The sequence below is a fragment of the Halomonas cupida genome (assembly GCF_900142755.1).
Lineage (GTDB): Bacteria > Pseudomonadota > Gammaproteobacteria > Pseudomonadales > Halomonadaceae > Halomonas > Halomonas cupida.
This window is the reverse complement of record NZ_FRCA01000015.1, coordinates 63,154-86,738: the sequence shown is the minus strand read 5'-3', so window position 1 is coordinate 86,738 and position 23,585 is coordinate 63,154. Positions and strand designations below refer to the sequence as shown.

Below are 23,585 nucleotides of genomic sequence, written 5' to 3'. Positions count from 1 at the left end.
ATCGATCTCCAGTTCCTTGCGTTCCAACTGTTTCCGCAACTGGCGATTCTCCCGCTCCAGGTCTGCCAGACTCTTCGAGGCTCCCTGGTTGGGGACGGGCTTCTGGTCTTTCTTGTGAGTGGACACGTACTCTCTCCTCCATCGACCAAGGACACTGACGGGAACATCAAATTCAGCAGCGATGACAGCTTGAGGGGCGGTCGACTCCAGAGAGTACCGGACCACATGTAACTTGTATTCCGACGTATACCGCCGACGTGTACGTAGAAGCATGACACCTCACCTCATGATGGAAAGTGAGGTGTCCACAAAATCGGGGGCATAGCATGGGCCAGCTCGTAGCTCGTAGCTCGTAGCTCGTAGCTCGTAGCTCGTAGCTCGTAGCTCGTAGCTCGTAGCTCGTAGCTCAATGCTTCATTCAGACCACATTCCGCCCACCATCCAGCGGCAAGGTCGCGCCGGTAATATAACGATTGTCGAGCAGATAACGCAGGGTCTGATAGACCACGCCAGGCCCGGGCACCAGTTGCATGGCCGACTTGCTTTTGGCTTTTGCCACATACGCCTCATCATCGCCCTCATTGAGCATGATCAGCGCAGGGGCAATGGCATTGACCTGGATGTCTGGCGCGTACATCGCCGCAAACGAACGTGTCAGGTTGTCCAGTCCGGCCTTGGTGGCGGCGTAGGCGGCATGCTTGCGCGAGCCCTTCTGAGCGACAAAGTCGGTGATATGCACGATATCGCGCTGGGGCTCGATGCAGGCATCGAGCAACTCACGGGCGTGCAGGTTGATCAGATAGGGCGCGAGCATATGCACGCGAAACAGGCGCTCGAAATTGGCCCCCGCATCCTCACCGGTGCTGTCGGGCGCCCAGTCACTGGCATTGTGGACGATGGCACGCAGTGAATCGGTGCTCTGCCGGAGACGCTCGAGGAAGTCGAGAACTCCGGCTTCACTGGAGAAGTCTGCCATCAAGGTCACGACACCACGCTGGCGGAGCTCGTCCAACTCAGGGCGTTCGCGTCGATAACTGATGATCACCGGATGGCCATCGTGCAACAGCCGTTCGGCACAGTGACGCCCCAGTCGCTGAGCGCCTCCGGTGATCAGGATCGGAGCCGCACTCACGAGGATCCCTCTCGCACCAGACTGCCGAGCGTTGGTACCAGAGGGTCACGCGGAGCATAGGCGAAGACATCCGAGAACACCCGCGATGACTCGAGCCCCATGGAAGCAAGCACATCGACACAGGCATAGACCATTCCGGGCGAACCGGAAATATAGACATCTTGCGCAGACACATCGGCAAGGCAGGACGCCAGCGCCGTATCCACTCGGCCATGATGCCCCTCGATACGCGGTTCAGCGAACCCCTCTTCAAAACCGTCTTCACAGACGGCGTGAAAGCGCAGTTGCGGAAACTGCCTGACCCACTCCCGGACCATCGACTCAGCGTACAGGTCGCGACGCTCGCGGGCAGCCCACCATAGAGCGATGGAGCGTTCAGGAGACTGATGCTGAGCCTCCTCGATGATTGCCTTCATCTGCGCAAAACCGGTTCCAGCCGCGATGAGCAACAGCGGGCGCTCGCTGGCTGGGTCGAGAACACAATCGCCACTGGGCAGCCGCAGGGTCAACTGTTCGGCCACCACCAGCATGCGTCGCAACTGTGCGGAATTGGAACGCTCCGGCCAATGCTGGATATGCAGTTCAAGACGGCCGTCATCAGCATGGCGACTGGCGATCGAGAATGGCACCCAGGTGTCCTCGTCGAGACGCATCTCGAGATACTGGCCAGCCGCATGGGCCATGGCCTCGGTGCGACCCTCGAGCAGCACACGAAATACGTCGGGAGTAAGATCCTCGACCTCAATGACCTGGCAGGTCAGGGTCCTTGCCGTCATGTTGACCTCTTGTCGGTGTCAGGGAGAGCAATGCCGAATTCACTCCAGCGTTCGCTGACGCGCGCCTTGATAGTGTCGTCCATGGTAATGGGAACGCCCCACTCACGGTCCGTTTCCCCCGGCCACTTGCTGGTGGCATCCAGCCCCATCTTGGAGCCGAGCCCTGCCACCGGGGAAGCAAAATCCAGGTAGTCGATCGGCGTATTCTCGACCATGACCGTATCACGAGCCGGATCCATGCGTGTGGTGATGGCCCAGATCACATCCTGCCAATCGCGGGCATTGACGTCATCATCCAGTACCACCACGAACTTGGTGTACATGAACTGGCGGAGAAAGCTCCACACTCCCATCATCACCCGCTTGGCATGCCCCGGATACTGCTTCTTCATGGTCACGATGGCCATGCGGTAGGAACAGCCTTCCGGCGGCAGATAGAAGTCCTGAATCTCGGGGAACTGGCGACGCAGGATGGGCACGAACACTTCGTTCAGCGCCAGTCCCAGAATCGCTGGCTCATCCGGCGGACGGCCGGTATAGGTGGAGTGGTAGATCGCGTCCCGGCGCATGGTCATGCGAGTGACAGTGAATACCGGGAATTGCTCGACTTCGTTGTAGTAACCGGTATGGTCGCCGTAGGGACCTTCCGGAGCCATGTCATCCGGGTAGATGAAGCCTTCGAGAATGATCTCGGCCGAGGCCGGCACCATCAAGTCGGCGTGCCCGCACTTGACCAGCTCGGTGCGCGAACCGCGCAGCAGACCAGCAAAGGCGTATTCCGAGAGGTTATCGGGGACTGGTGTGACAGCGCCCAGTATGGTGGCCGGATCGGCCCCCAGAGCGACAGCGACCGGAAAGGGTTCCCCCGGACTGGTCTTCTGGAATTCCTGGAAATCCAGGGCGCCACCCCGATGGGACAGCCAGCGCATGATCAAACGATTCTGCGACAGCTTCTGCTGACGGTAGATACCGAGATTCTGGCGTGACTTGTGCGGTCCTCTGGTGACCACCAGTGGCCAGGTCACCAGGGGGGCGGCATCGCCTGGCCAGCAGTGCTGGATCGGCAGGCGATCGAGGTTGACGTCGTCACCCTCCAGCACTACCTGCTGAACAGGCGCTGAGCGGACCGTCTTCGGCCCCATGCTCATCACCTGCTTGAAGATCGGCAACTTGCTCCAGGCATCCCGGAACCCCTTCGGCGGCTCAGGCTCCTTGAGAAAGGCCAGCAACTCGCCGACTTCCCTGAGCGCACTCACCGATTCCTGACCCATGCCCATGGCAACGCGTTTCGGGGTGCCGAACAGGTTACCGAGCAACGGCATGTCGTAGCCCTTGACGTTCTCGAACAACAACGCCGGACCACCGGCTCGCAGTGTACGGTCACAGATCTCGGTGATCTCGAGGTAAGGGTCAACTTCTGCCGTGACCCGATGGAGTTCGCCCTGCTGTTCAAGGCCGGCGATGAACTCGCGCAGATCCTGATACTTCATGCGATTGTCTCGCTCGCCCTGGTGGTGTCTACAAGATGCCGCGGAAAAATGTCGCGGAAAGAACGGAACACGAAAGTGGGGAGCATATCATGGCCGAAGGGGGCTGCGCGCCAGCCCCCAGCAGTCAGAAAAGCAAAACCCCCTGCGGGCAGAAGCCTGCAGAGGGTTTATCTACCGCCACACTCGAAGCTTATCGCTCGCGACCCACAGGGATGTGGGAAGTGCGTGTTCGTGTCGGGAACACGAATAGCCGACCCGCAGTGCACATCCTCGTAGCTCGCGACCCACAGGGATGTGGGAAGTGCCCATGTTCGTCGGGAACGAACATGGGCCAGCTCGTAGCTCGTAGCTCGTAGCTCGTAGCTCGTAGCTCGTAGCTCGTAGCTCGTAGCTCGTAGCTCGTAGCTCAGATCCTAGCGGCGCTTCATGGCCTCGAAGAACTCGATATTGGTCTTGGTGTCCTTGAGACGATCAATCAGAAACTCGGTTGCGGCAGTGTCATCCATCGGATTGAGCAGCTTGCGCAGGATCCACATCCGCTGCATCTCTTCCTCGGACGCCAGCAGGTCCTCGCGGCGAGTACCGGAACGACGGATGTTAAGCGCCGGATAGATGCGACGCTCGGCCAGGCGACGGTCGAGGTGGGCTTCCATGTTACCGGTACCCTTGAACTCCTCGAAGATCACCTCGTCCATCTTGGAGCCGGTGTCGACCAGCGCCGTAGCGATGATTGTCAGACTACCGCCTTCCTCGATGTTACGAGCGGCACCGAAGAAGCGCTTGGGCTTTTCCAGTGCATGGGCGTCGACACCACCGGTCAACACCTTGCCGGAAGACGGCACAACGGTGTTGTACGCACGCGCCAGGCGCGTGATGGAGTCAAGCAGGATCACGACATCCTTCTTGTGCTCCACCAGTCGCTTGGCCTTCTCGATGACCATCTCGGCGACCTGAACGTGACGGGCCGGGGGCTCGTCGAAGGTCGAAGCCACCACCTCGCCGCGTACGGTACGCGACATCTCGGTCACTTCCTCGGGGCGCTCGTCGATCAGCAATACGATCAGTTGGCACTCGGGGTTGTTTCGCGTGATGGAGGTGGCGATGTTCTGCAACATCAGGGTCTTACCGGCTTTCGGCGGGGAAACCAGCAAACCGCGCTGGCCCTTGCCGATCGGTGCGGTCAGGTCGATGATGCGAGCGGTCAGATCCTCGGTGGAACCATTACCGATCTCCATGCGCAGGCGATCATCGGGGAACAGCGGGGTAAGGTTTTCGAACAGGATCTTGTGCTTGGCATTTTCGGGTCGGTCGAGGTTGATCTCGCTGACCTTGAGCAGCGCAAAGTAACGCTCACCTTCCTTGGGCGGGCGAATCTTGCCGGAAATGGTATCGCCCTTGCGGAGGTTGAAACGACGAATCTGAGACGGTGAAACATAGATATCGTCGGGCCCGGCGAGGTAGGAGCTGTCTGCGCTGCGCAGGAAGCCGAAACCATCCTGGAGAATTTCCAGTACACCATCACCGAAGATATCCTCGCCGCTCTTGGCGTGTTTCTTGAGGATCGCGAAGATGATGTCTTGTTTGCGGGACCGTGCAAGGTTGTCGATGCCCATCTCGCGGGCAATTTCGAGAAGCTCCGGCACGGGCTTTTGCTTGAGTTCGGTCAGATTCATCAGAGTTCAGAAGTTACTCGTGGAAGCCGGGCGGCAAGGCGCCGTCTATGTGAGAGGCGAAACGACGCCACTTGAATGCGTTCAGAGCCCGGGCTGCTCTTCGTAGGCCGATCATTGCAGGTGTTCAAGGCCATCGAACGGCGCCTCCGACAGGAGTACCGTTGGTATCTGGACATGGGAGCAGGTTGTTCGCCTGATCAGCGTCGCGGGGCTGGGCCCATATGCGGGGCTGATACCTAGTGGGCTGTCTGACGACTTGGGGCGGTTGTCTCGGCCAACACGTAAAGCTGTTCGTACAGCTTGTGTCAGCATCACAACCGGAAAACACATTCGAAACAGGCGAATGACCCGATACTAGACAACCCTGATCACGAACGCAAGTCCTACCTTTCCCGGATCATTGACATCAAGCAGGGTCGGTCGCAACCTTGGTTCAACTCTATTGAAGGACCCGTCATGACCCAGCCTACGGACACCCTAAGCGCGCTGCGCGATTCACCTGGTGAAATTACCCCGGATCCCACGCGCCTGGCCGCTATTGATCTGGGTTCCAACAGCTTCCACCTGCTCGTCGCCAACTACCAGGACGATCGCCTGCAGGTAGTGGCACGTCTGGGCGAAAAGGTACAGCTGGCCGCGGGCCTTGATGATGACGGCATGCTCAGCGAAGAGGCCATGAGTCGAGCACTGGATTGCCTGAATCGCTTCGCGCCCTTCCTCGAGGACATCCCCACCTCCCGACTGAGAGTAGTGGGGACCAATGCCCTGCGCGATGCCGAGAACAGCCAGCAGCTCATTGATCGTGCCGAAGCCATGCTGGGTGCGCGCATCGAGATCATCGCCGGCCGCGAGGAAGCGCGCCTGATCTATCTCGGCGCGGCCCATGCGCTGGCCGAAAGTGGGCGCCGCCTGATCGTCGATATCGGCGGCGGCTCCACCGAATTCATCATTGGCGAACAGTTCGAGCCCCGAGCGCTGGAAAGTCTGCGCATGGGCTGCGTGACCTATACTCAGCAATTCTTCACCAATGGTGAGATCAGCGAAAAGCGCATGCGACAGGCTGAGCTGGCGGCGCTATCGGAGCTGGCCAATATCCGCCGCCCCTATCTCAAGCTCGGCTGGGAAGACCCCGTCGGCTCCAGTGGAACCATCAAGGCCGCTGCCGCCGTGCTGGCGGCGGCAGGCGATGCGCCGGAAGGCGTGATTACCCATGAGGGACTTGCACGGCTGCGCAAACGTCTGATCAAGTGCCGTCATCTCGACAAGGTCGACATGGAGGGGCTCAAGACCGACCGGGCCCGCGTCTTCCCCGCGGGTATCGCCATCCTCAGTGCCATCTTCGAGGCCTTCGATCTCGAGCGGATGCGTTTCGCCGATGGCGCCCTGCGTGAAGGCGTGCTGTACGACATGGTGGGACGCAACAGTCCCGAGGATTCACGCCTCAAGAGCCTCGAGATGCTGGCACGCTGCTATGGTGTCGATACGCGCCAGGCCGACAACGTCGCAGCCACGGCCAAGACACTGCTCAATCAGGTGCGTGAGGCCTGGGACATTGACGAGGATCAGGCTCGTTTTCTCGACTGGGCCTGCTGGATGCACGAGATCGGCCAGGCCATCTCCCACAGCCAGTTCCACCGTCACGGAGCCTACCTGCTCGAACACTCCGATCTATCAGGTTTCTCGCGCCCGGAGCAGCGCCTGTTGGCGTTCCTGGTTCGCGCTCACCGGCGCAAGTTTCCGCTCAAGGAGTGGCAGGCGCTGCCCGCCTCGGAACAGACCTCCCACCAGCGCCTCGCCCGCCTGCTGCGCCTCGCGGTGCTGCTCAACCATTCCCGGCCGGAGAGCCCGCCGGAAGTACCGCGTCTGGAGGCCCACGGAGAGGCCCTGCACCTGACCACCACCTCCAGCGATGAGCCAGGCCTGATGGCCACAGACCTGGAACAGGAGGCCCGCTACATGACCAACGCCGGCTTCGAGCTCAGGGTCGAGACCGTCGAGCTTCGGGCTGCTGGCCGGAGTCAGTAGCCCAGCACTGATGTCGCCTGCCGGTCAGAAATTCTCGGACTCGTCGGTGCCCGAAGTCCACCAGGCGCCCTGCGCCTGCCAGCCCTCGGCCACCGCCAACCAGCGGCCCTCGACCATGTCGAGGGCCGCCACCGTTGTCGCTCCATGCCAGATGACCGCGACGGCCTGGCGACGCCAGGTCGGCACACCAAGCTCCTGCAACAGTCGCTTGAGATCACGCTGACCACGCTTCGCTAGACGCAACATCTCGCCGCCCTCGCGGGGGCGCAACACCAGCAACTCCATGGCCTGGCCCGATAGCAGCGAGAGCGCCAACTGATGCTCCCCTCGATCCGTCACCAGCGATGTGTGGCCATCCCAGTCTCGAGGAGTGTCGAAGACCACCAGAGTGTCGGACATCAGCCACAGGGTGCCACGCCAACAGCGTGCCTCGACACCAGGCCAGCAGACCCGGACCTGAGCATCATTGCGGGCCGACAGCTGCTCGAGCAACGCTCCCAGCCGTGCCTCCGGGGGAGTAGGCAGCCCCAGTTGACGTAGACAGTGACGAATCAACAGTCGCTGGCGCGATGCACTCAGCTTCCCCAACGCCGCCAGCGGTAACTCTCCCGCTCGCCCGCCGAGGCGCTGCAGGTCCTCGTCGGCCAGCTCCGCCAGCAAGCCATCGGCTTCACCCATCCAGTGCGCCGAGCGCGCCAGCAATCTCGATGCCTGCGGCCAGCGTTCCTTCAGTTGCGGCAGGATGGCATGACGCAGGAAATTACGGTCGAAGGTGGTCTGGGCATTGCTGGGATCTTCACTCCAGACAAGGCAACGACGCTGGACCTCCGCCTCCAGATCGGCACGGGGCACTTCCAGCAGTGGTCGTTGCAGGCGTATACCCGCCAGTTGTCGCTCAGCGGGCATGGCCGCCAGCCCACCGACACCGGAGCCACGCAACGCCGCCAGCAGAAAGGTCTCGGCCTGGTCATCAAGATGCTGGGCCAGCCACAGAGTGTCACCGGCGGGAATGGTCTGCTGAAAGGCGTTGTAACGTGCTCGTCGAGCAGCGCCTTCCACTCCCTCACCGGCTTCGACAGCGACACGCACATTGACCACCCTCAGCGGAATCTCCAGTGAACGACACAAGGCCCGGCAGTGGGCCTCGAAATCATCGGCGCAGGATTGCAGGCCATGGTGGACATGCAGCGCCTGAAGGCGACGCGGGTATTGGTCCGCGGCGGCCACGGCCAGATTCAGCAGCAGCGACGAATCCAGGCCACCGGACAACGCAATCCATACCCCGCGGTTCGGATCGGTGGCGCCCAGCGCAGTGGTGACAGTCGCAGCAATCGAGGAGGCAGGACGCATCATGGCGAAGCCTCGAAGGAAGTGCCGACGCCCTCAGAGGGCGTCGGCATCAAGGTGACTCAGGAAGGCGCGCCATAGCTCATCAGGCGCTGGTAGCGACGTTCGAGCAGAGCATCGGTATCCAGTGCATCAAGACGCTCGAGGCTGTCGCTGATCGCATCGCGAACGCGCTGGGCACACTGCTCGGGGGCACGGTGAGCGCCACCCAGCGGCTCCTTGACCAGGGTGTCGACGAAGCCCAGCTCCTTGAGACGAGTCGCCGTGATGCCCATGGCCTGAGCCGCATCCGAGGCACGCTCGGCACTCTTCCACAGGATCGAGGCACAGCCTTCCGGTGAAATCACCGAGTAGGTGGCGTACTGGAGCATCATCAGTTCATCGCAGACACCGATCGCCAGTGCACCACCGGAGCCGCCTTCACCCACCACGGTAGAGATGATCGGCGTCTTCAGGCGCGACATCACCGCCAAGTTATAGGCAATCGCTTCACTCTGACCACGCTCCTCGGCGTCGATCCCGGGATAGGCGCCCGGAGTGTCGATGAAGGTCAATACCGGCAGCTTGAAGCGCTCGGCCATTTCCATCAGTCGGCAAGCCTTGCGGTAGCCTTCAGGACGCGGCATGCCGAAGTTGCGGCGAACCTTCTCCTTGACGTCCCGCCCCTTCTGGTGGCCGATGATCATCACCGGACGGTCATTGAGACGTGCCACGCCACCCACGATGGCAGCGTCATCGGCAAACTCGCGATCGCCATGCAGCTCATCGAAATCGGTGAACACATGCTCGAGATAGTCAAGTGTGTACGGCCGCTGCGGATGACGCGACAACTGGGAGACCTGCCAGGGAGAGAGGTCCTTGAAGATGGACTCGGTCAGCTTGCGGCTCTTTTCCTCGAGTCGAGAAATCTCATCGCTGAGGCTTACCTTGCTGTCGTTGCCGACCAGACGCAGCTCTTCGATCTTGGCCTGAAGCTCGGCGATGGGCTGTTCGAAATCGAGATAGTTCGGGTTCATGGGCAAGTGCCTTGTGATCATCGAAGGCAGGCCGGGGTACCAGCTCCCGAGACCCACCCATGGCGAGAATAAAGTGGGGTGCATTATCGCACCCTGTGCGAGTCACGCAAGCCTCGGGCCGCAAGCGCCCCGAGATAAGCTGCGAGCCCCGAGCGACGAGACGCGAGCAGCACCAGGTTACAGCCCGCTCTTCGCTCGCGACCCACAGGGATGTGGGAAGTGCCCCTGTTCGTCGGGAACGAACAGGGGCCAGCTCGTAGCTCCTAGCTCCTAGCTCCTAGCTCAACGATATTTCAAACGCACGCCGTCCTGGCCTTCCACCTCACGCAGGGCGATCAACAGATCATCGCTAGGCGTCACCTTCCATTGGTCGTCGAACTCCAGCCAGCCGCAGGCCTCGTGGCTGCGGTAACGCAAGCGTACCGGCAGACCTTCCTCATGGCGATGGGGCGCAAGACTCTGCTGCAGGCTGTCGATCAGTTTGCCGTTGGCATTGGCGGCATTGATCGAGACCTCCACCGCCTGCCCGAATCGAGCCCGGGCCTGAACCATGGGCGTGACGTCCTTGCCTCGCAGGCGCAGGCCACCGGAGTAGTCATCGCTGGACACCTCGCCCTCGATGATCAACACCTCGGCATTGTCGAGCTGGCCACGGACGCTATCGAACAGCTCTCCGAACAACGAGGCCTCGATACGCCCGGTGCGATCGTCCAGAGTCAGAAACGCCATGGTGTCGCCACGCTTGGACTTCATGGTGCGCATGCCCACCACCAACCCGGCCACACGCTGGGCTTCCCGCGATGGTTTGAGGTCGGCGATACGGGTCGACACGAAACGTGCCAACTCGGTCTCGTACTCGTCGATGGGGTGACCGGTCAGGTAAAGCCCCAGAGTGTCCTTCTCCCCCGCCAGGCGCTCGCGGTCGGTCCACTCCCTGGCGCGCAGATAGTCGGCATAGGGGTCGGAAGCCTCTTCTTCCTCTACAGCGGCAAAGGCTTCCCCGAACAGGTCCATCATCCCGGCGTTCTGGTTCTGGTGGTTCTGCGCGGCTGCACGCAGTGCATCATCCAATGCCGCAGACAGCACAGCTCGGTTGGGTCCCAGGTTGTCCAGAGCGCCGGAACGAATCAGCGCCTCTAGAGTACGCTTGTTCATGCGCTTCGGGTCGACGCGACGACAGAAGTCGAACAGATCCTTGAAGGGGCCATCGGCATTACGCGCCTCGACGATGGCACCGATCGGACCTTCACCCACACCACGGATGGCACCGAGCCCATAGACCACGCGCCCATCGACATCGACGGTAAACTTGTAGCCCCCCACATTGACGTCCGGCGGAGTGACGGTGAGCTTGAGGTTTCGGCACTCCTCGATCAGCGGCACCACCTTGTCGAGGTTGTCCATTTCGGTGGACATGACCGCGGCCATGAATGGCCCCGGATAATGGGCCTTCAACCAGGCGGTCTGGTATGACACCAATGCATAGGCTGCCGAGTGCGACTTGTTGAAGCCGTAGCCGGCGAACTTCTCCACCAGGTCGAAGATGTTGCCCGCCAGGTCGGCATTGATACCGTTGGCCTCACAGCCCTCCATGAACCCCGCGCGCTGCTTGGCCATTTCCTCGGGTTTCTTCTTGCCCATGGCACGGCGCAGCAGGTCAGCCTGGCCCAGCGAGTAGCCGGCCATCACCTGGGCAATCTGCATCACCTGCTCCTGATAGAGGATGATGCCGTAGGTGGGTGTCAGTACCGGCCTGAGCAGTTCGTGCTGATAATCCGGGTGCGGGAAGGAGATCTCGGCACGCCCGTGCTTACGGTTGATGAAATCATCCACCATGCCGGATTGCAGCGGCCCCGGACGGAACAACGCCACCAGAGCGATCATGTCCTCCAGCGAGTCCGGCAGCAGGCGCTTGATCAGTTCCTTCATGCCGCGGGATTCGAGCTGGAAGACGGCAGTGGTCTCGGCCTTCTTGAGCATCTCGAAGGTCTTGCCATCATCCAGCGGGATGGTGTCGATGTCGAGCGGGCCTTGATCATTGACGGCACGCACCTTGTCGACCATCTCCAGCGCCCAGTCGATGATGGTCAGGGTTCGCAGGCCGAGGAAGTCGAACTTCACCAGCCCGGCGTCCTCGATATCGTTCTTGTCGAACTGAACCACCAGGCCGTTGCCTTCCTCGTCACACAACAGCGGCGCGAAATCGGTCAGTTTGGTCGGCGCGATCACCACGCCACCGGCGTGCTTTCCGGTGCCGCGGGTGACACCTTCAAGCTTGAGCGCCATCTCCCAGATTTCCTGGCCATCCTCATCGGCCTCGAGGAAGTCCTTGAGCTGCGGCTCCTGCTCGATGGCCTTGGCCAGGGTCATACCGACTTCAAAGGGAATCAACTTGGACAACTTGTCGCCCAGCGAGTAGGGCTTGCCCTGGGCCCGCGCGACATCACGCACTACCGCCTTGGCGGCCATGGTACCGAAAGTGACGATCTGGGAGACCGCGTTACGGCCGTAGCGTTCGGCCACATAGTCGATGACCCGGTCACGCTTCTCCATGCAGAAATCGACGTCAAAGTCGGGCATCGAGACACGTTCCGGGTTGAGGAAACGCTCGAACAGCAGGTCATACTGGATGGGGTCGAGATCGGTGATCTTCTGCGCGTAGGCCACCAGCGAGCCAGCCCCCGACCCCCGTCCCGGGCCGACAGGAACATCGTTGTCCTTGGCCCACTGGATGAAGTCCATCACGATCAGGAAGTAGCCGGGAAAGCCCATCTGCAGAATGATGTTCAGTTCGAAGTCGAGACGCTCACGATAGCGTTGCTCGAGGGCGGCCCATTCCTCGGTACCACGTGGATGGCTGTCCACCGGGTAGAGTGCGTCGAGACGCTCGGTCAGGCCGTCATGGGAGATCTTGCGGAAGAACTCGTCCTGAGTCATGCCCTCGGGAATGCCGTACTCGGGCAGGAAGATCTCACCGAGACGCACCTCGACGCTGCAGCGTGCAGCAATCATCACGCTGTTCTCGATGGCCTCGGGAATATCGGCGAACAGCTCAGCCATTTCCGCTGGTGTCTTGAGGTATTGTTCCTCGGTATAACGGTGCTCACGACGAGGGTCGTCCAGCGCCCGCCCTTCGCCGATGGCAACGCGTGTCTCGTGGGCCCAGAAGTCTTCGCGCTTGAGGAAGCGCACATCATTGGTGGCAACCACCGGCGTGTCGGTTTCCATCGCCAACGCCACCGAAGCGTGCACACAGTCTTCTTCCAGCGGACGACCCGTACGCGTCAGCTCGAGGTAGAAGCGTCCGGGAAAGGCAGCATTCCATTCGTCGAGCAGTTGACGCGCTTCGCTGTGATGGTCAGAGAGCAGAAATCGGCCGACCTCTCCTTCCCGACCGCCGGACAGCGCGATCAACCCATCGCTCTGCTCCATGACCCAGGCCTTGTCGAGAATCGCCCGCCCCTGGCGCTGCCCCTGCATCCAGCCACGCGAGATCAGCTCGGTCAGGTTGCGATAGCCGGTGTCGTTCATCGCCAGCAGGGTCAGGCGATAGGGGTGGTCGGTGTCATGAGGATTGAACAGCCACAGGTCCGAGCCGATGATCGGCTTGATACCGGCCCCCTGAACACCGTTGTAGAACTTGACCAATCCAAACAGGTTGGTCTCATCGGTCAGCGCCAGTGCCGGCGCCCCCTGCTCCTCTCCGGCCTTGATATAGGGCTTGAGCCGCACCAGTCCATCGACCAGGGAGAACTCACTGTGAACACGCAGATGAACAAAGGGGACAGACATACGGGTACAGCACCTCAGGGGTCAGTCACGACGCGGGATGACAAAGCGCCATGCAGAAGAATAGCAGTCCATTGGCCCGGCAGATCTTCATGCTGGACCAAGCTATGCCGGATCAAACGCGGCACAGGAAAGTACCGCCGTCGGCCATCAGGCCGACGCGAGACCGCACCACACCAGCAGATCAGCGCCAGTATGGTGCGGGCGAAAATCAAACCGATCAGGATGAGCTATTTGATTGCCATGTTAATAGCTCAGGGTGACCCATTTGATTGCCGGATCAAGAGAACAGCGCCAGCTGCCGCTTTACCGGGGCAAAGGAACGACGATGCTCCGACAGGGCACCCAGACGCTCGAGTGCGGCCAGGTGCTCCACAGTCGGGTAGCCCTTGTGGCGGGCAAAACCATAATCCGGGTGACGCCCGTGCAGGGCCAGCATTGCCGCATCACGGGCCACCTTGGCCAGTATCGAGGCCGCGGCGATCGCAGGATGACGCGCATCCCCCTTGACGACCGCCTGTCCTGGAACATGATGCCCGGGCAGTCGATTGCCGTCCACCAGCAGATATTCCGGCGTCGGCTCCAGGCCATCGATGGCTCGGCGCATGGCCAGGTGCGTGGCATGGTAGATATTCAGCGTATCAATTTCTTCGCTGCTGGCCTCGGCCACACAGAAGGCCAGGGCCTTGTCGCGGATTTCTCCATCCAGGACCTCGCGACGCTTCGCCGACAGTGTCTTGGAGTCTCCGAGACCGGCAATCGGACGCCGGGGATCCAGAATCACTGCAGCAGCAACCACCGCCCCCACCAATGGGCCTCGACCGACTTCGTCAACACCCGCCAGTAATGTCCCCTGGTAATCGATGACCAGTGGCGGCAGGCTATCGATCTTGCGCTTTGCTCCCGCCATGTCAAACCCCCTCTGCGATATCGGCAGCAGCTTCGGCAGAGACACCTGGCGGCAGCGGCCGACGCTCGACCAGAGCCTCTATGGCATCCACGGCGCGGCGACTGGCGTTGCGTTGCAGGGCTCGATGCATTTCGGCAAAGCGTTGCTCTAGTTCAGTACGACGCTCAGGGTCATCGAGAAGCTCTCCAAGTTGGGCGGCAATGGCCTCGGCGGAGGCTTCATGCTGGATCAACTCCGGCACCAGACTCTCTCGGGCAATCAGATTGGGCAGGGAAATCCACTCGGTCTTGACCAGGTGACGAGCAATGGCGTGGGTCATGGGAGCCATGCGGTAGCCAACCACCATCGGGCGATGACAGAGCATGGCCTCCAGCGCCGCGGTCCCGGAGGCCAGCAGCACCGCATCACTGGCGACCATCGCCTCCCGGGCCTGGCCATTCAGCAGGGTAACGCTTGCTTCGAGCTGCGGATAGCTGGTCAGCAAAGTGGCAAGCTCCGCGTGGCGTTCCGCTGTCGCCGCGGGAATGACCACTTGAAGCCCTGGCCGGGCTTTGACCAGGCGCTCGGCTGCTTCGAGAAAGGTGGCGCCCATGAAGCGGATCTCATTACGCCGCGAACCCGGCAACAGGGCCAGCACTTCCGCCTTCAATTCGAGGCCAAGCAGAGCGCGACTGGCCGGGCGGTCCGTATCCAGTGGCATGTCATCTGCCAATGGGTGGCCGACAAAGGCCACCGGCACCCGGTGTCTGGCGTAGAAGGCAGCCTCGAAGGGCAGAAAGGTCAGCATGGCATCCACTGAACGCGCAATGCCCTTGACTCGTCCCTGCCGCCATGCCCAGACCGACGGGCTGACATAGTGCGCCGTGACCATACCAGACTCGCGCAACTGCCGCTCCAGCCCCAGGTTGAAGTCCGGTGCGTCGATGCCGATCATGATATCCGGCTGCCAGGCAGTGGCGTCCTCACGCAGGGTGCGACGCACACGGAACAGCTCAGGCAGGTGCTTGATCACCTCGACCAGGCCCATCACCGACAGGGTTTCCAATGGAAACAGCGAATCCAGCCCCTGCGCCTGCATCCGTGGCCCGCCAAGGCCGCGGAACTCGACCCGGGGGTGGCGGGCCTTCAGCTCACGCATCAAGCTCGCCCCCAGGATGTCGCCGGAGAGCTCCCCGGCCACCAGGTAGACACGATGCAGTGAGGGTGACTCAACGGCCGTCGACACACTCATGATGGGGCTCTCAGCGAATGATGCCGCGAGTCGAGACCTCGATGGACGCAGCGAAATGTTCCGTCTCGGCCAGCGAGAAGCGCGCACGGATCTCGGACAGTGCCTGCTCGACCGTCAGCCCCTGACGATAGACCAGCTTGTAGGAATCACTCAGGGCGCGAATCGCCTCGGCACTGAATCCGCGGCGCTTGAGGCCCACGGCATTGAGACCATGCACCTGAGCCGGGTTGCCGTTGATCATCACGAAGGCTGGTGTGTCCTTGGTGATGATCGAACCTCCGCCCGCCATGGCATGAGCCCCGAAATGGCAGAACTGATGAACGGCTGACAATCCACCAAGAATGGCATGGTCACCCAGCCGGACATGGCCGGCCAGTGTCACCTGGTTGGCGAGGATACAGTCATTGCCGATCACACAATCATGACCGACATGCACATAGGCCATGAACAGATTACGCGAACCGATGGTTGTCTCACCACGGTCCTGGACAGTGCCACGATGCAGCGTGACACCTTCACGGATCACATTGTCATCGCCCATCACCAGTCGGGTGGGCTCTCCCCGGTATTTCTTGTCCTGGCAGTCTTCACCGACCGAGGCAAACTGGAAGATACGCGTGCGCTCTCCCAGTATCGTGGGGCCCTTGACCACCACATGGGGACCAATAACCGAGCCAGCCCCAATCTCGACGTCAGGACCAATCACGGAGAATGGTCCCACCTCGACATCGTCGGCCAGGCGCGCGCCGGGATCTACGATGGCGGTAGGATGAATCAAGCGACCTTCCTCTCGGCACAGGTGATATCGGCCTCGACGGCCAGTTCACCATCAATGGTGGCCTGACACTTGAACTTCCAGATGCCACGCTTCTCGCGCTCCACCTGGGCACGCAGCTCAAGCTTGTCTCCCGGCATTACCGGGCGCTTGAAGCGTACATTGTCGCTTCCCACCAGATAGTAGACGTAACCGTCCGCCGGCAACTTGTTGACCGTCTTGAAGCCCAGAATACCGCAGGCCTGAGCCAGCGCCTCGACAACCAGCACACCCGGCATGATCGGATGGTGCGGGAAGTGACCATTGAAGAACGGCTCGTTGATGCTGACGTTCTTGTAGGCAACGATGGATTCGCCGAGGGTCAGTTCCGTAACCCGGTCCACCAGCAGAAACGGATAGCGGTGGGGTAGGTACTCGCGAATTTCATTGATGTCCATGACCATCGTAGCGACCTCTGAAATGACAGGAGTCCTTCATCTTCCGCGAGAAGGACGCATGCGGCGTTGGACTAGTGCAAGGACGCAAGAGTCACACCAGGCGGGAGATGTCCCCTTCTCCTGGACGCCGACAACAGGCGGAGGATTATACCGACCTCTAGCTGACCCTCAAACCTCGCCTTTACCGCGTTTTTCCAGGCGGCTGAGACGCCGGGCGATGCTGTCGAGTTGCTTGAAGCGGACGGCGTTGCGACGCCACTGGCTGTTCTCCATGGCACCGGTACCCGACGAATAGACGCCAGGCTCGAGGATCGAGTTGGTGACCAGGCTCATTCCGGTGATCTGAACACCATCACAGATGACCAGATGCCCCGACAGTCCAACGCCGCCGCCGAGCATGCAGTGGCGCCCCACTCGCGTGGAACCGGCAATGCCGACACAGCCGGCCAGTGCGCTGTGGTCGCCGATCTGCACGTTGTGCGCAATCTGCACCTGGCTGTCGATCTTGACGTCATTACCGATCACCGTATCCCCGAGCGCACCGCGATCAATGCTCGAACAGCTACCGACTTCGACATCATCGCCCAGCCGCGCACCACCCAACTGGGCGATCTTCTGCCAACCCGAACCATCATGGGCAAAACCAAAACCATCGCCACCAATGACACAGCCGCTGTGCAGGATCGCGCGCTTGCCGACCACCACCCCGTGATACAGGGTGACATTGGCATGCAGGTAGCAGTCGTCACCAAGCTGGCTATCGGCACCCACCACGGTATTGGCGCCGATCACCACACGATCGCCCAGCTCGACACCGGCTTCGACGACGGCATGCGGGCCAATGCTGACATCCTTGCCGAGCACAACGTCATCAGCCACCACTGCTGTCGCGTGCACTCCCGGACGATGTGCATCGGCCAGCGGGTCCAGCATTCGCGACAGTTCCGCATATCCGAGATAGGGGTTATCGAGGATCAGGGATGCCACAGGGCATGCCCTGGCATGGTCCTCCACCAGTACGACAGCCGCTGCGCGAGTCGCCGGCAGATCCTTGAGATAAGCGCGATTGGCAAGGAACGCCACCTGGTCGGGACCAGCGTCCTTGAGGGTTGCCAGCCCGGTGACTCGGAGATCGCCATCGCCTTCGAGGCGTGCCCCCAGGCGTTCGGCAATCTCGGCAAGTGTCAGGTGTATTCGTGTATCTTTCATGAGAACCCGTGGAGCAGTGACCATCCCGTTATTGCGCGTTGAGGACCGCGGTGACTTCAGCCGTAAGATCCGGCAGGTCATCCTCGCTGTGGAGGACGCCGGAGGGATCTACCAGAACCTTCACCTGATGGCGTGCAATCACTTCGTTGACCGCCTGATCCATTCCGGGCTCGAGGCGATCCAGGAAGCGTTGCTCCGACTCCTGACGCGCTCGGGCCATTTCCAGTCGTAGTTGATCGAAGCGCTGCCCTTTCTGCTGCATCTCCTGAACCAGAGCACGACCTTCGACGTCATCCAGGCTTTCGCCGCCCTCGGCCAGGCGTGAAGACAACCGCTCCAACTCCTCTCCCAGGGCCTGCGCCTCCTGTTGACGAGGGGCAAGCCTGTCGCGCAGCTCAGCCATATCCTGTTGCGCGGCATCGGTATCAAGCAGCGCCTTGCGCCAATCCAGCACCGCAACATCATCCGCCATGGCAGCGGAGGACATCAGGCACAACATCATCAGCAACAGACCGTTGCCGCACACACGCCATGACAGCAACGGCACAAATCGCCTCATTAGAAGGTCTGACCCAGTGAGAACTGGAAGACCTGGGTATCATCGCCATCCTCGTCGTTGAGTGGCTCGGCAACGCTGAAGGTCAGCGGCCCCACCGGCGTCAACCAGGAAACGCCAACACCCGCACTGTAGCGCAGTTCGCCAAGGTCCACTCCGTCGTCGCAGGTTTGACGGTTGGCATCCTCTTCGAGTACGTCATAACAGGACGTCAGGAAGGTGTTACCAGCATCGATGAACAGTGACGGCTGCACCGAACGCTGATCCTCGACGAACGGCATCGGGAAGATCAGCTCCATGCTGCCCTGGACCAGTACGTTGCCACCGAGGGTATCGTCGTCCCCGGAGTTGCGCTCCGTCGTCTTCGGGCCCAGCGTATTGGAGGTGTAACCGCGTACCGAGCCCAGGCCACCGCCAAGGAAGTTCTCGTAGAACGGATAGGGTTCGTCGTTGAACGAGTCGGCATAACCCAGCTCACCACTGAACTTGAGCGACCAGGTCTCCGACTCGTTGAGCGGGAAGAACTTGCGAGCCTCGGCACGAGCCTTGTAGTACTCGGCATCACTGCCCGGCACCCCGAGCTCCAGCGACAGGCGCTGATAACTACCCGCCGTGGGCATGATCCCGCGGTTGAGGTTGTTGCGAGTCCAGCTCGACGTCAGGCTCAGAGTCTCTGCACTCTCGCCCTGATCCTGCACGTAGCGTTCGATTTCCGACGGTGTATCATCGTAGGTCTTGATCTCCAGCGACTCGATATTGGCGCCGAAGTTCATCCGCGACAGTTCGTTGATCGGGTAGCCGAAGTTGATACCCGCGCCCAACGCATCCGTCGAGTAGGTCGAGATATCGGAGTCTTCGTAATCGGTCTCGCGGTAATAGAAGTTGTAACCACGCGAGATGCCGTCGAGGGTCCAGTAGGGATCGGTGAAGCCGAAGTTGATACTGGTGTAGGTGTCACTCTTCTGGGCACCCACGTTGACGCGGTTACCGCTGCCCAGGAAGTTGTTCTGGGACAGAGAGGCGCCATAGATCACCCCGGCACTCTGCGAGTAACCCAGGCTTGCCGAAATCGAGCCCGACGGCTGCTCTTCGACGTTGTAGGTCACATCCAGTTGGTCGGCTTCACCCGGAACCGGCTCGGTCTGTACCTCGACCTGCTTGAAGAAACCGAGGCGCTCGAGGCGCTGACGCGACTGGGAGATCGATTCGGTGGAGGCCGGAGCACCTTCCATCTGGATCAGCTCACGACGCAGTACTTCATCACGGGTGGTGGTGTTACCGACAAACTGGATACGGCGCACATAGGCACGACGTCCGGGAGTCACCTGGAAGGCCAGATCCACGGTTTCACCATCGGCGCGGACTTCAGGCACGCCATCGACCTGGGCAAAGGCAAAGCCTTCCGCCCCCAGACGTGAGCGCATGGCTTCACTGGACGCCACCACCTTACTGCGCGAGAAGGTCTCGCCAGCATGAATCTGCAGCAATTCCCGCGCCTGACTCTCGGCCACCTTCAGGTCACCGAGGAAGCTGATGCTACCGACCTTGTAGCGATTGCCCTCATCGACGTTGATGGTCACGAAGATCCGCGACTTGTCCGGGCTGATGGAGACCTGGCTGGAAGTGATCTCGAAATTCACATAGCCGCGATCCAGATACCAGGACCTCAGACGCTCCAGGTCACCTGCCAGTGCCTCACGGGAGTATTCATCGCTGGAGAACCAGCCGAAGAACAGGCCGGGATCATCCTCGAGCTCGAACTGGTCAAGCAGCACCTCATCGGAGAAGGCGTCGTTGCCCACGATGTTGATCTGGCGGATCTTGGCGACCGTGCCTTCGGTGATATTGATATCGACGCGTACCCGACCTTCGCCGACCGGTGTGACGTCAGTGTCGATACGTGCACTGTAGCGACCCTGGGACTGGTAGAGGCCCTCCAGTTCGCGCTTCATCTCATCGATGGTCGACAGCTGCAGCACCTGACCTTCGCTGATGCCGGCCTGCTTGAGGCCATTGCGCAGATCGTCGTCGGTCAACTGCTCGTTACCCTCGATATTCAGCTGCGAGATGGTCGGCCGTTCCTCGACCTCGACCACCAGCACATTGCCTTCGCGGGCCAACTGAATATCCTCGAACAGTCCGGTCTCGAACAGCTTCTGAGCAGCAAAGGCCAGTTCCTGATCGTCCACCTGGTCATTGGTATTGACCGGGAACGCATTGAACACGGACGCGGCAGAGACCCGCTGCAGGCCCTCCACGCGAATGTCCGAAACGGTGAAAGGAGCCGCGTGCGCCGCCTGCGCACAGGCGGTCAAGAGTGTCGCCAATCCGATGGTCTTGATTTTCATGCAGTCGTTTCGCTCGCGTTGAGTCTGCGTACCTGTCCAGACAGGCACCTTATACATTTGTGCGGGTTACTGACAAGCGGCAAACCGCCCGTATTTCCATTATGTCGCGCCCACAGGGTCGATAATGTCGGGCCGGATCACCACAGCCGCATCAAGTCAAAATACAGTGCCATGATCATCAAGGTTCCGACCACAGCAAGGCCGATGCGCAGGCCAGCGGCCTGAGTACGCTCGGAAACCGCTCTGCCGCGAACCGCCTCGATGAAGTAATAAAGCAGGTGGCCACCATCCAGCACCGGTATCGGCAGGAGATTGAGCACCCCGAGGCTGATCGACAGATAGGCCAGAAAGCTGACAAAGCTCTCAAGCCCGGAGCGAGCCGTATCTCCCGCAATTCGGGCAATGGTGATCGGCCCGGACAGGTTGCTCGGGGAAATCAACCCGATCACCATCTTGCGTACGGCATCGAAGGTCAGCAGCGTCATGTCCGCCGTGCGGCTCGCCGCCTGCCCTACTGCTTCCAGAGGCCCATAGCGGATTTCCCGCTGCCACTTCTGTGGCCAGTCTACCGGCGCAACTTCGGCACCGATATAGCCGATTGAGCTGCCATCCTCCAGTGCACTGGCTCTGGGCGTCAGACCAAGAGTGCGATGCTGCCCCTCTCGCTCAACCTCCAGCGACAGCGTCTGACCCGGTTTGGCACGCACCAGTTGCACCAGTGCAGGCCAGTCGGCAACCGCCTGGCCATCCACCGACAACACTCTGTCACCGGCCTGCAGCCCGGCTTCATCAGCCGGGTCACCGTCCACCACCCGTGCAATCACTGCCGGCAGCTCAGGTCGCCATGGTACCACCCCCAGCGTCGCCAGCGGCTCCGGTGGGTCCTGACCGACCAGCCAATCCTCCACCTGCAGCCGATGGGTCGAAGCTCGACTGCTGCCTTCATCCCGCGTGGTCACCGTCAGTTCGCCGTTCAGGCCGATGACCGCCACCAGCTTGAGATTGACCTCATCCCAGGAACGTACCGACTGCCCCTGGACCGCCGTAATCTCCTGATCCGGCTGCAGACCGGCCTCGAAGGCTGGCGAATCGGGCACGACCTGCCCCACTACCGGCACCACGGTGGTGGTACCGGCAACGAACAATGCCCAATAGGCGACCAGCGCCAACAGGAAGTTGGCGAGCGGACCAGCGGCAACAATAGCGATACGTGCCCAGACTGACTTGCGGTTGAAGGCCTGGTCGAGCTGCGACGGGTCCACATGTCCTTCGCGTTCGTCGAGCATCTTGACGTAACCGCCAAGCGGAATGGCCGCCAGCGCAAACTCGGTACCGTGACGGTCGAATCGCGACCAGATCGGCTTACCGAACCCTACCGAGAAACGCAGTACCTTGACGCCGCAGCGGCGCGCCACCCAGAAGTGGCCGAACTCGTGAAAGGTGACCAACAGGCCGAGCACCACAATGACAGCCAGCACATTCTGAATCAGGTCCACTCAGGACTCTCCCTCAAAAGCATGCCGAACTCCGGCAGAATCCCACTTCGATGAGCAGGATAGCCTACCCTATCATCCGGCAGCAGCCGCCAACGAAGGTTCCCCATTGACCGATAACTCATCGCTGCCGCTCCAACCAGGCCAATGCCTCCTGGCGGCTGCGCTGATCAGCTTCCAGCACCAGCGCCAGATCATCGGCAGGCGTGACCACCAGTTGCTCCCGCACCTCCTCGACCAGGCGCGCAATATCGTTGAAACCGAGCCGTCGCTCGAGAAACGCCGCCACGGCAATTTCGTTGGCAGCGTTGAGAATCGCCGGCGCCGTACCACCAGCCTGCATCGCTTCACGCGCCAGGCGCAGGCAGGGAAAGGCCTGCTCGTCCGCCGGCTCGAAATCCAGGCGCGCCACTGCAAACAGGTCCAGGGGCTCGACACCGGCATCGATTCGCTCCGGCCAGGCAAGGCCATAGGCGATGGGTGTACGCATATCCGGGTTGCCCATCTGAGCAAGCACCGAGCCATCACTGTAGGCGGCCATTGAGTGAATGACGCTCTGTGGGTGCACCACCACCTGAATCTGTTCCGGACGAGCATCGAATAGCCAGCAGGCCTCGATCAGCTCCAGTCCCTTGTTCATCAGAGTGGCACTGTCGACGGAAATCTTGCGGCCCATTGACCAGTTGGGATGGGCACAGGCCTGCTCCGGTGTCACGGCAGCCAATTGCTGATGGTCATGGCCACGGAAGGGTCCCCCCGAAGCGGTGAGCAGCAACTGGGTTACGCCTTGACGCGCCAACCCACCACGGTGCTCAGCGGGCAGACACTGGAAAATGGCATTGTGCTCCGAGTCTATGGGCAGCAATGCGGCACCACTCTCGGCAACGGCACCCATGAACAGAGCCCCGGACATCACCAGGGCTTCCTTGTTGGCCAACAGCACCCGCTTGCCCGCGCGCACCGCAGCCAGGGTCGGCAGAAGCCCTGCGGCACCGACAATAGCGGCCATCACCACATCCACCTCAGCGGCACCAGCAACCTCGGACAGCGCAGCCTCCCCGTGGTGTACTTCGGTGTCCAGCCCCGCGGACCTGAGTTGCTCGGCCAGCCAGTCAGCGTCCTCGGCCCGCTCCAGAACGGCGATCCGAGGATGGTGTACTCGACACTGACGCAACAGCGCCTCCCGTGAACGATGCGCCGTCAGAGCATGAACACGATAGCGCTCGGGGTGACGGGCGATCACATCCAGCGTACTGGTGCCGATCGAGCCGGTCGCTCCCAGCACAGTAACGCCCTGAACGGCAGCCACCGGTCGAATGGATTCTCTGGCAACGGAAACAGCGGGGCCAGCCCCAGTCGACATTGAAGAACCTGGCTC

18 protein-coding genes are annotated in these 23,585 nt (G+C 61.2%); 1 reads left to right on the top strand and 17 read right to left on the bottom strand.

The annotated features are described in order from the left end of the window. The 5 genes from BUE38_RS20290 to rho all read right to left on the bottom strand — a co-directional run. The coding region (locus tag BUE38_RS20290) for a transposase (RefSeq protein WP_084542067.1) at positions 1-273 on the bottom strand (273 nt) is incomplete at its 3' end. A 145-nt stretch (positions 274-418) separates the two neighbouring features. After that, positions 419-1,132 (bottom strand): dihydromonapterin reductase, encoded by a 714-nt coding sequence (gene folM / locus BUE38_RS20285; RefSeq protein ID WP_073437060.1) that lies wholly within the window; start codon positions 1,130-1,132, stop codon positions 419-421. After that, complete coding sequence (locus BUE38_RS20280) at positions 1,129-1,908, bottom strand: FAD-binding oxidoreductase (protein WP_073437059.1); 780 nt, start codon at positions 1,906-1,908, stop codon at positions 1,129-1,131. Before BUE38_RS20280 ends, folM begins: the two co-directional genes overlap by 4 nt. Further along, complete coding sequence (gene ubiD, locus BUE38_RS20275; RefSeq protein ID WP_073437058.1) at positions 1,905-3,398, bottom strand: 4-hydroxy-3-polyprenylbenzoate decarboxylase; 1,494 nt, start codon at positions 3,396-3,398, stop codon at positions 1,905-1,907. The genes BUE38_RS20280 and ubiD overlap by 4 nt, the downstream gene beginning before the upstream one ends. Positions 3,399-3,811: 413 nt before the next feature. Beyond that, positions 3,812-5,071: a transcription termination factor Rho gene (gene rho, locus BUE38_RS20270; protein ID WP_073437057.1), complete on the bottom strand. Its 1,260-nt coding sequence runs from the start codon at positions 5,069-5,071 to the stop codon at positions 3,812-3,814. Between the two features lie 456 nt (positions 5,072-5,527). On the opposite strand from rho, the gene ppx reads away from it, so the two are divergent. Next, on the top strand, positions 5,528-7,096 hold the full coding sequence (ppx, locus tag BUE38_RS20265) for an exopolyphosphatase (RefSeq protein ID WP_084542066.1): 1,569 nt from the start codon (positions 5,528-5,530) through the stop codon (positions 7,094-7,096). A 24-nt stretch (positions 7,097-7,120) separates the two neighbouring features. Here the strand turns inward: ppx and tilS are convergent, their stop codons facing one another. From tilS to ispC, 12 genes are all read right to left on the bottom strand, one after another. Continuing rightward, positions 7,121-8,449: a tRNA lysidine(34) synthetase TilS gene (tilS, locus tag BUE38_RS20260; RefSeq protein WP_073437056.1), complete on the bottom strand. Its 1,329-nt coding sequence runs from the start codon at positions 8,447-8,449 to the stop codon at positions 7,121-7,123. 56 nt (positions 8,450-8,505) lie between these two features. Further along, entirely contained in the window at positions 8,506-9,459 is a 954-nt protein-coding gene (locus BUE38_RS20255; RefSeq protein ID WP_073437055.1) for an acetyl-CoA carboxylase carboxyltransferase subunit alpha, read from the bottom strand. Positions 9,460-9,741: 282 nt separating this feature from the next. Then, the gene (dnaE, locus tag BUE38_RS20250) at positions 9,742-13,251 is read right to left on the bottom strand and encodes a DNA polymerase III subunit alpha (protein WP_073437054.1); all 3,510 of its coding nucleotides are present in this window, start codon (positions 13,249-13,251) and stop codon (positions 9,742-9,744) included. Positions 13,252-13,528: 277 nt separating this feature from the next. After that, positions 13,529-14,158: a ribonuclease HII gene (rnhB, locus tag BUE38_RS20245; RefSeq protein WP_073437053.1), complete on the bottom strand. Its 630-nt coding sequence runs from the start codon at positions 14,156-14,158 to the stop codon at positions 13,529-13,531. Position 14,159: 1 nt separating this feature from the next. Then, positions 14,160-15,389: a lipid-A-disaccharide synthase gene (lpxB, locus tag BUE38_RS20240; protein ID WP_073437052.1), complete on the bottom strand. Its 1,230-nt coding sequence runs from the start codon at positions 15,387-15,389 to the stop codon at positions 14,160-14,162. Between the two features lie 10 nt (positions 15,390-15,399). After that, positions 15,400-16,167, bottom strand: coding sequence for an acyl-ACP--UDP-N-acetylglucosamine O-acyltransferase (gene lpxA, locus BUE38_RS20235; protein WP_073437051.1), 768 nt, complete (start codon positions 16,165-16,167; stop codon positions 15,400-15,402). Continuing rightward, positions 16,164-16,607, bottom strand: a complete 444-nt coding sequence (gene fabZ, locus BUE38_RS20230) for a 3-hydroxyacyl-ACP dehydratase FabZ (protein WP_073437050.1) — start codon at positions 16,605-16,607, stop codon at positions 16,164-16,166. Before fabZ ends, lpxA begins: the two co-directional genes overlap by 4 nt. Before the next feature lie 162 nt (positions 16,608-16,769). Next, entirely contained in the window at positions 16,770-17,810 is a 1,041-nt protein-coding gene (gene lpxD, locus BUE38_RS20225) for a UDP-3-O-(3-hydroxymyristoyl)glucosamine N-acyltransferase (RefSeq protein WP_073437049.1), read from the bottom strand. Positions 17,811-17,838: 28 nt separating this feature from the next. Further along, positions 17,839-18,357 (bottom strand): OmpH/Skp family outer membrane protein, encoded by a 519-nt coding sequence (locus BUE38_RS20220; RefSeq protein WP_234987125.1) that lies wholly within the window; start codon positions 18,355-18,357, stop codon positions 17,839-17,841. 11 nt (positions 18,358-18,368) lie between these two features. Further along, on the bottom strand, positions 18,369-20,714 hold the full coding sequence (bamA, locus tag BUE38_RS20215; RefSeq protein WP_234987124.1) for an outer membrane protein assembly factor BamA: 2,346 nt from the start codon (positions 20,712-20,714) through the stop codon (positions 18,369-18,371). A 137-nt stretch (positions 20,715-20,851) separates the two neighbouring features. Beyond that, entirely contained in the window at positions 20,852-22,210 is a 1,359-nt protein-coding gene (rseP, locus tag BUE38_RS20210) for an RIP metalloprotease RseP (protein WP_073437048.1), read from the bottom strand. A 118-nt stretch (positions 22,211-22,328) separates the two neighbouring features. Then, positions 22,329-23,570, bottom strand: coding sequence for a 1-deoxy-D-xylulose-5-phosphate reductoisomerase (ispC, locus tag BUE38_RS20205; protein WP_084542064.1), 1,242 nt, complete (start codon positions 23,568-23,570; stop codon positions 22,329-22,331). Positions 23,571-23,585 lie beyond the last annotated feature (15 nt).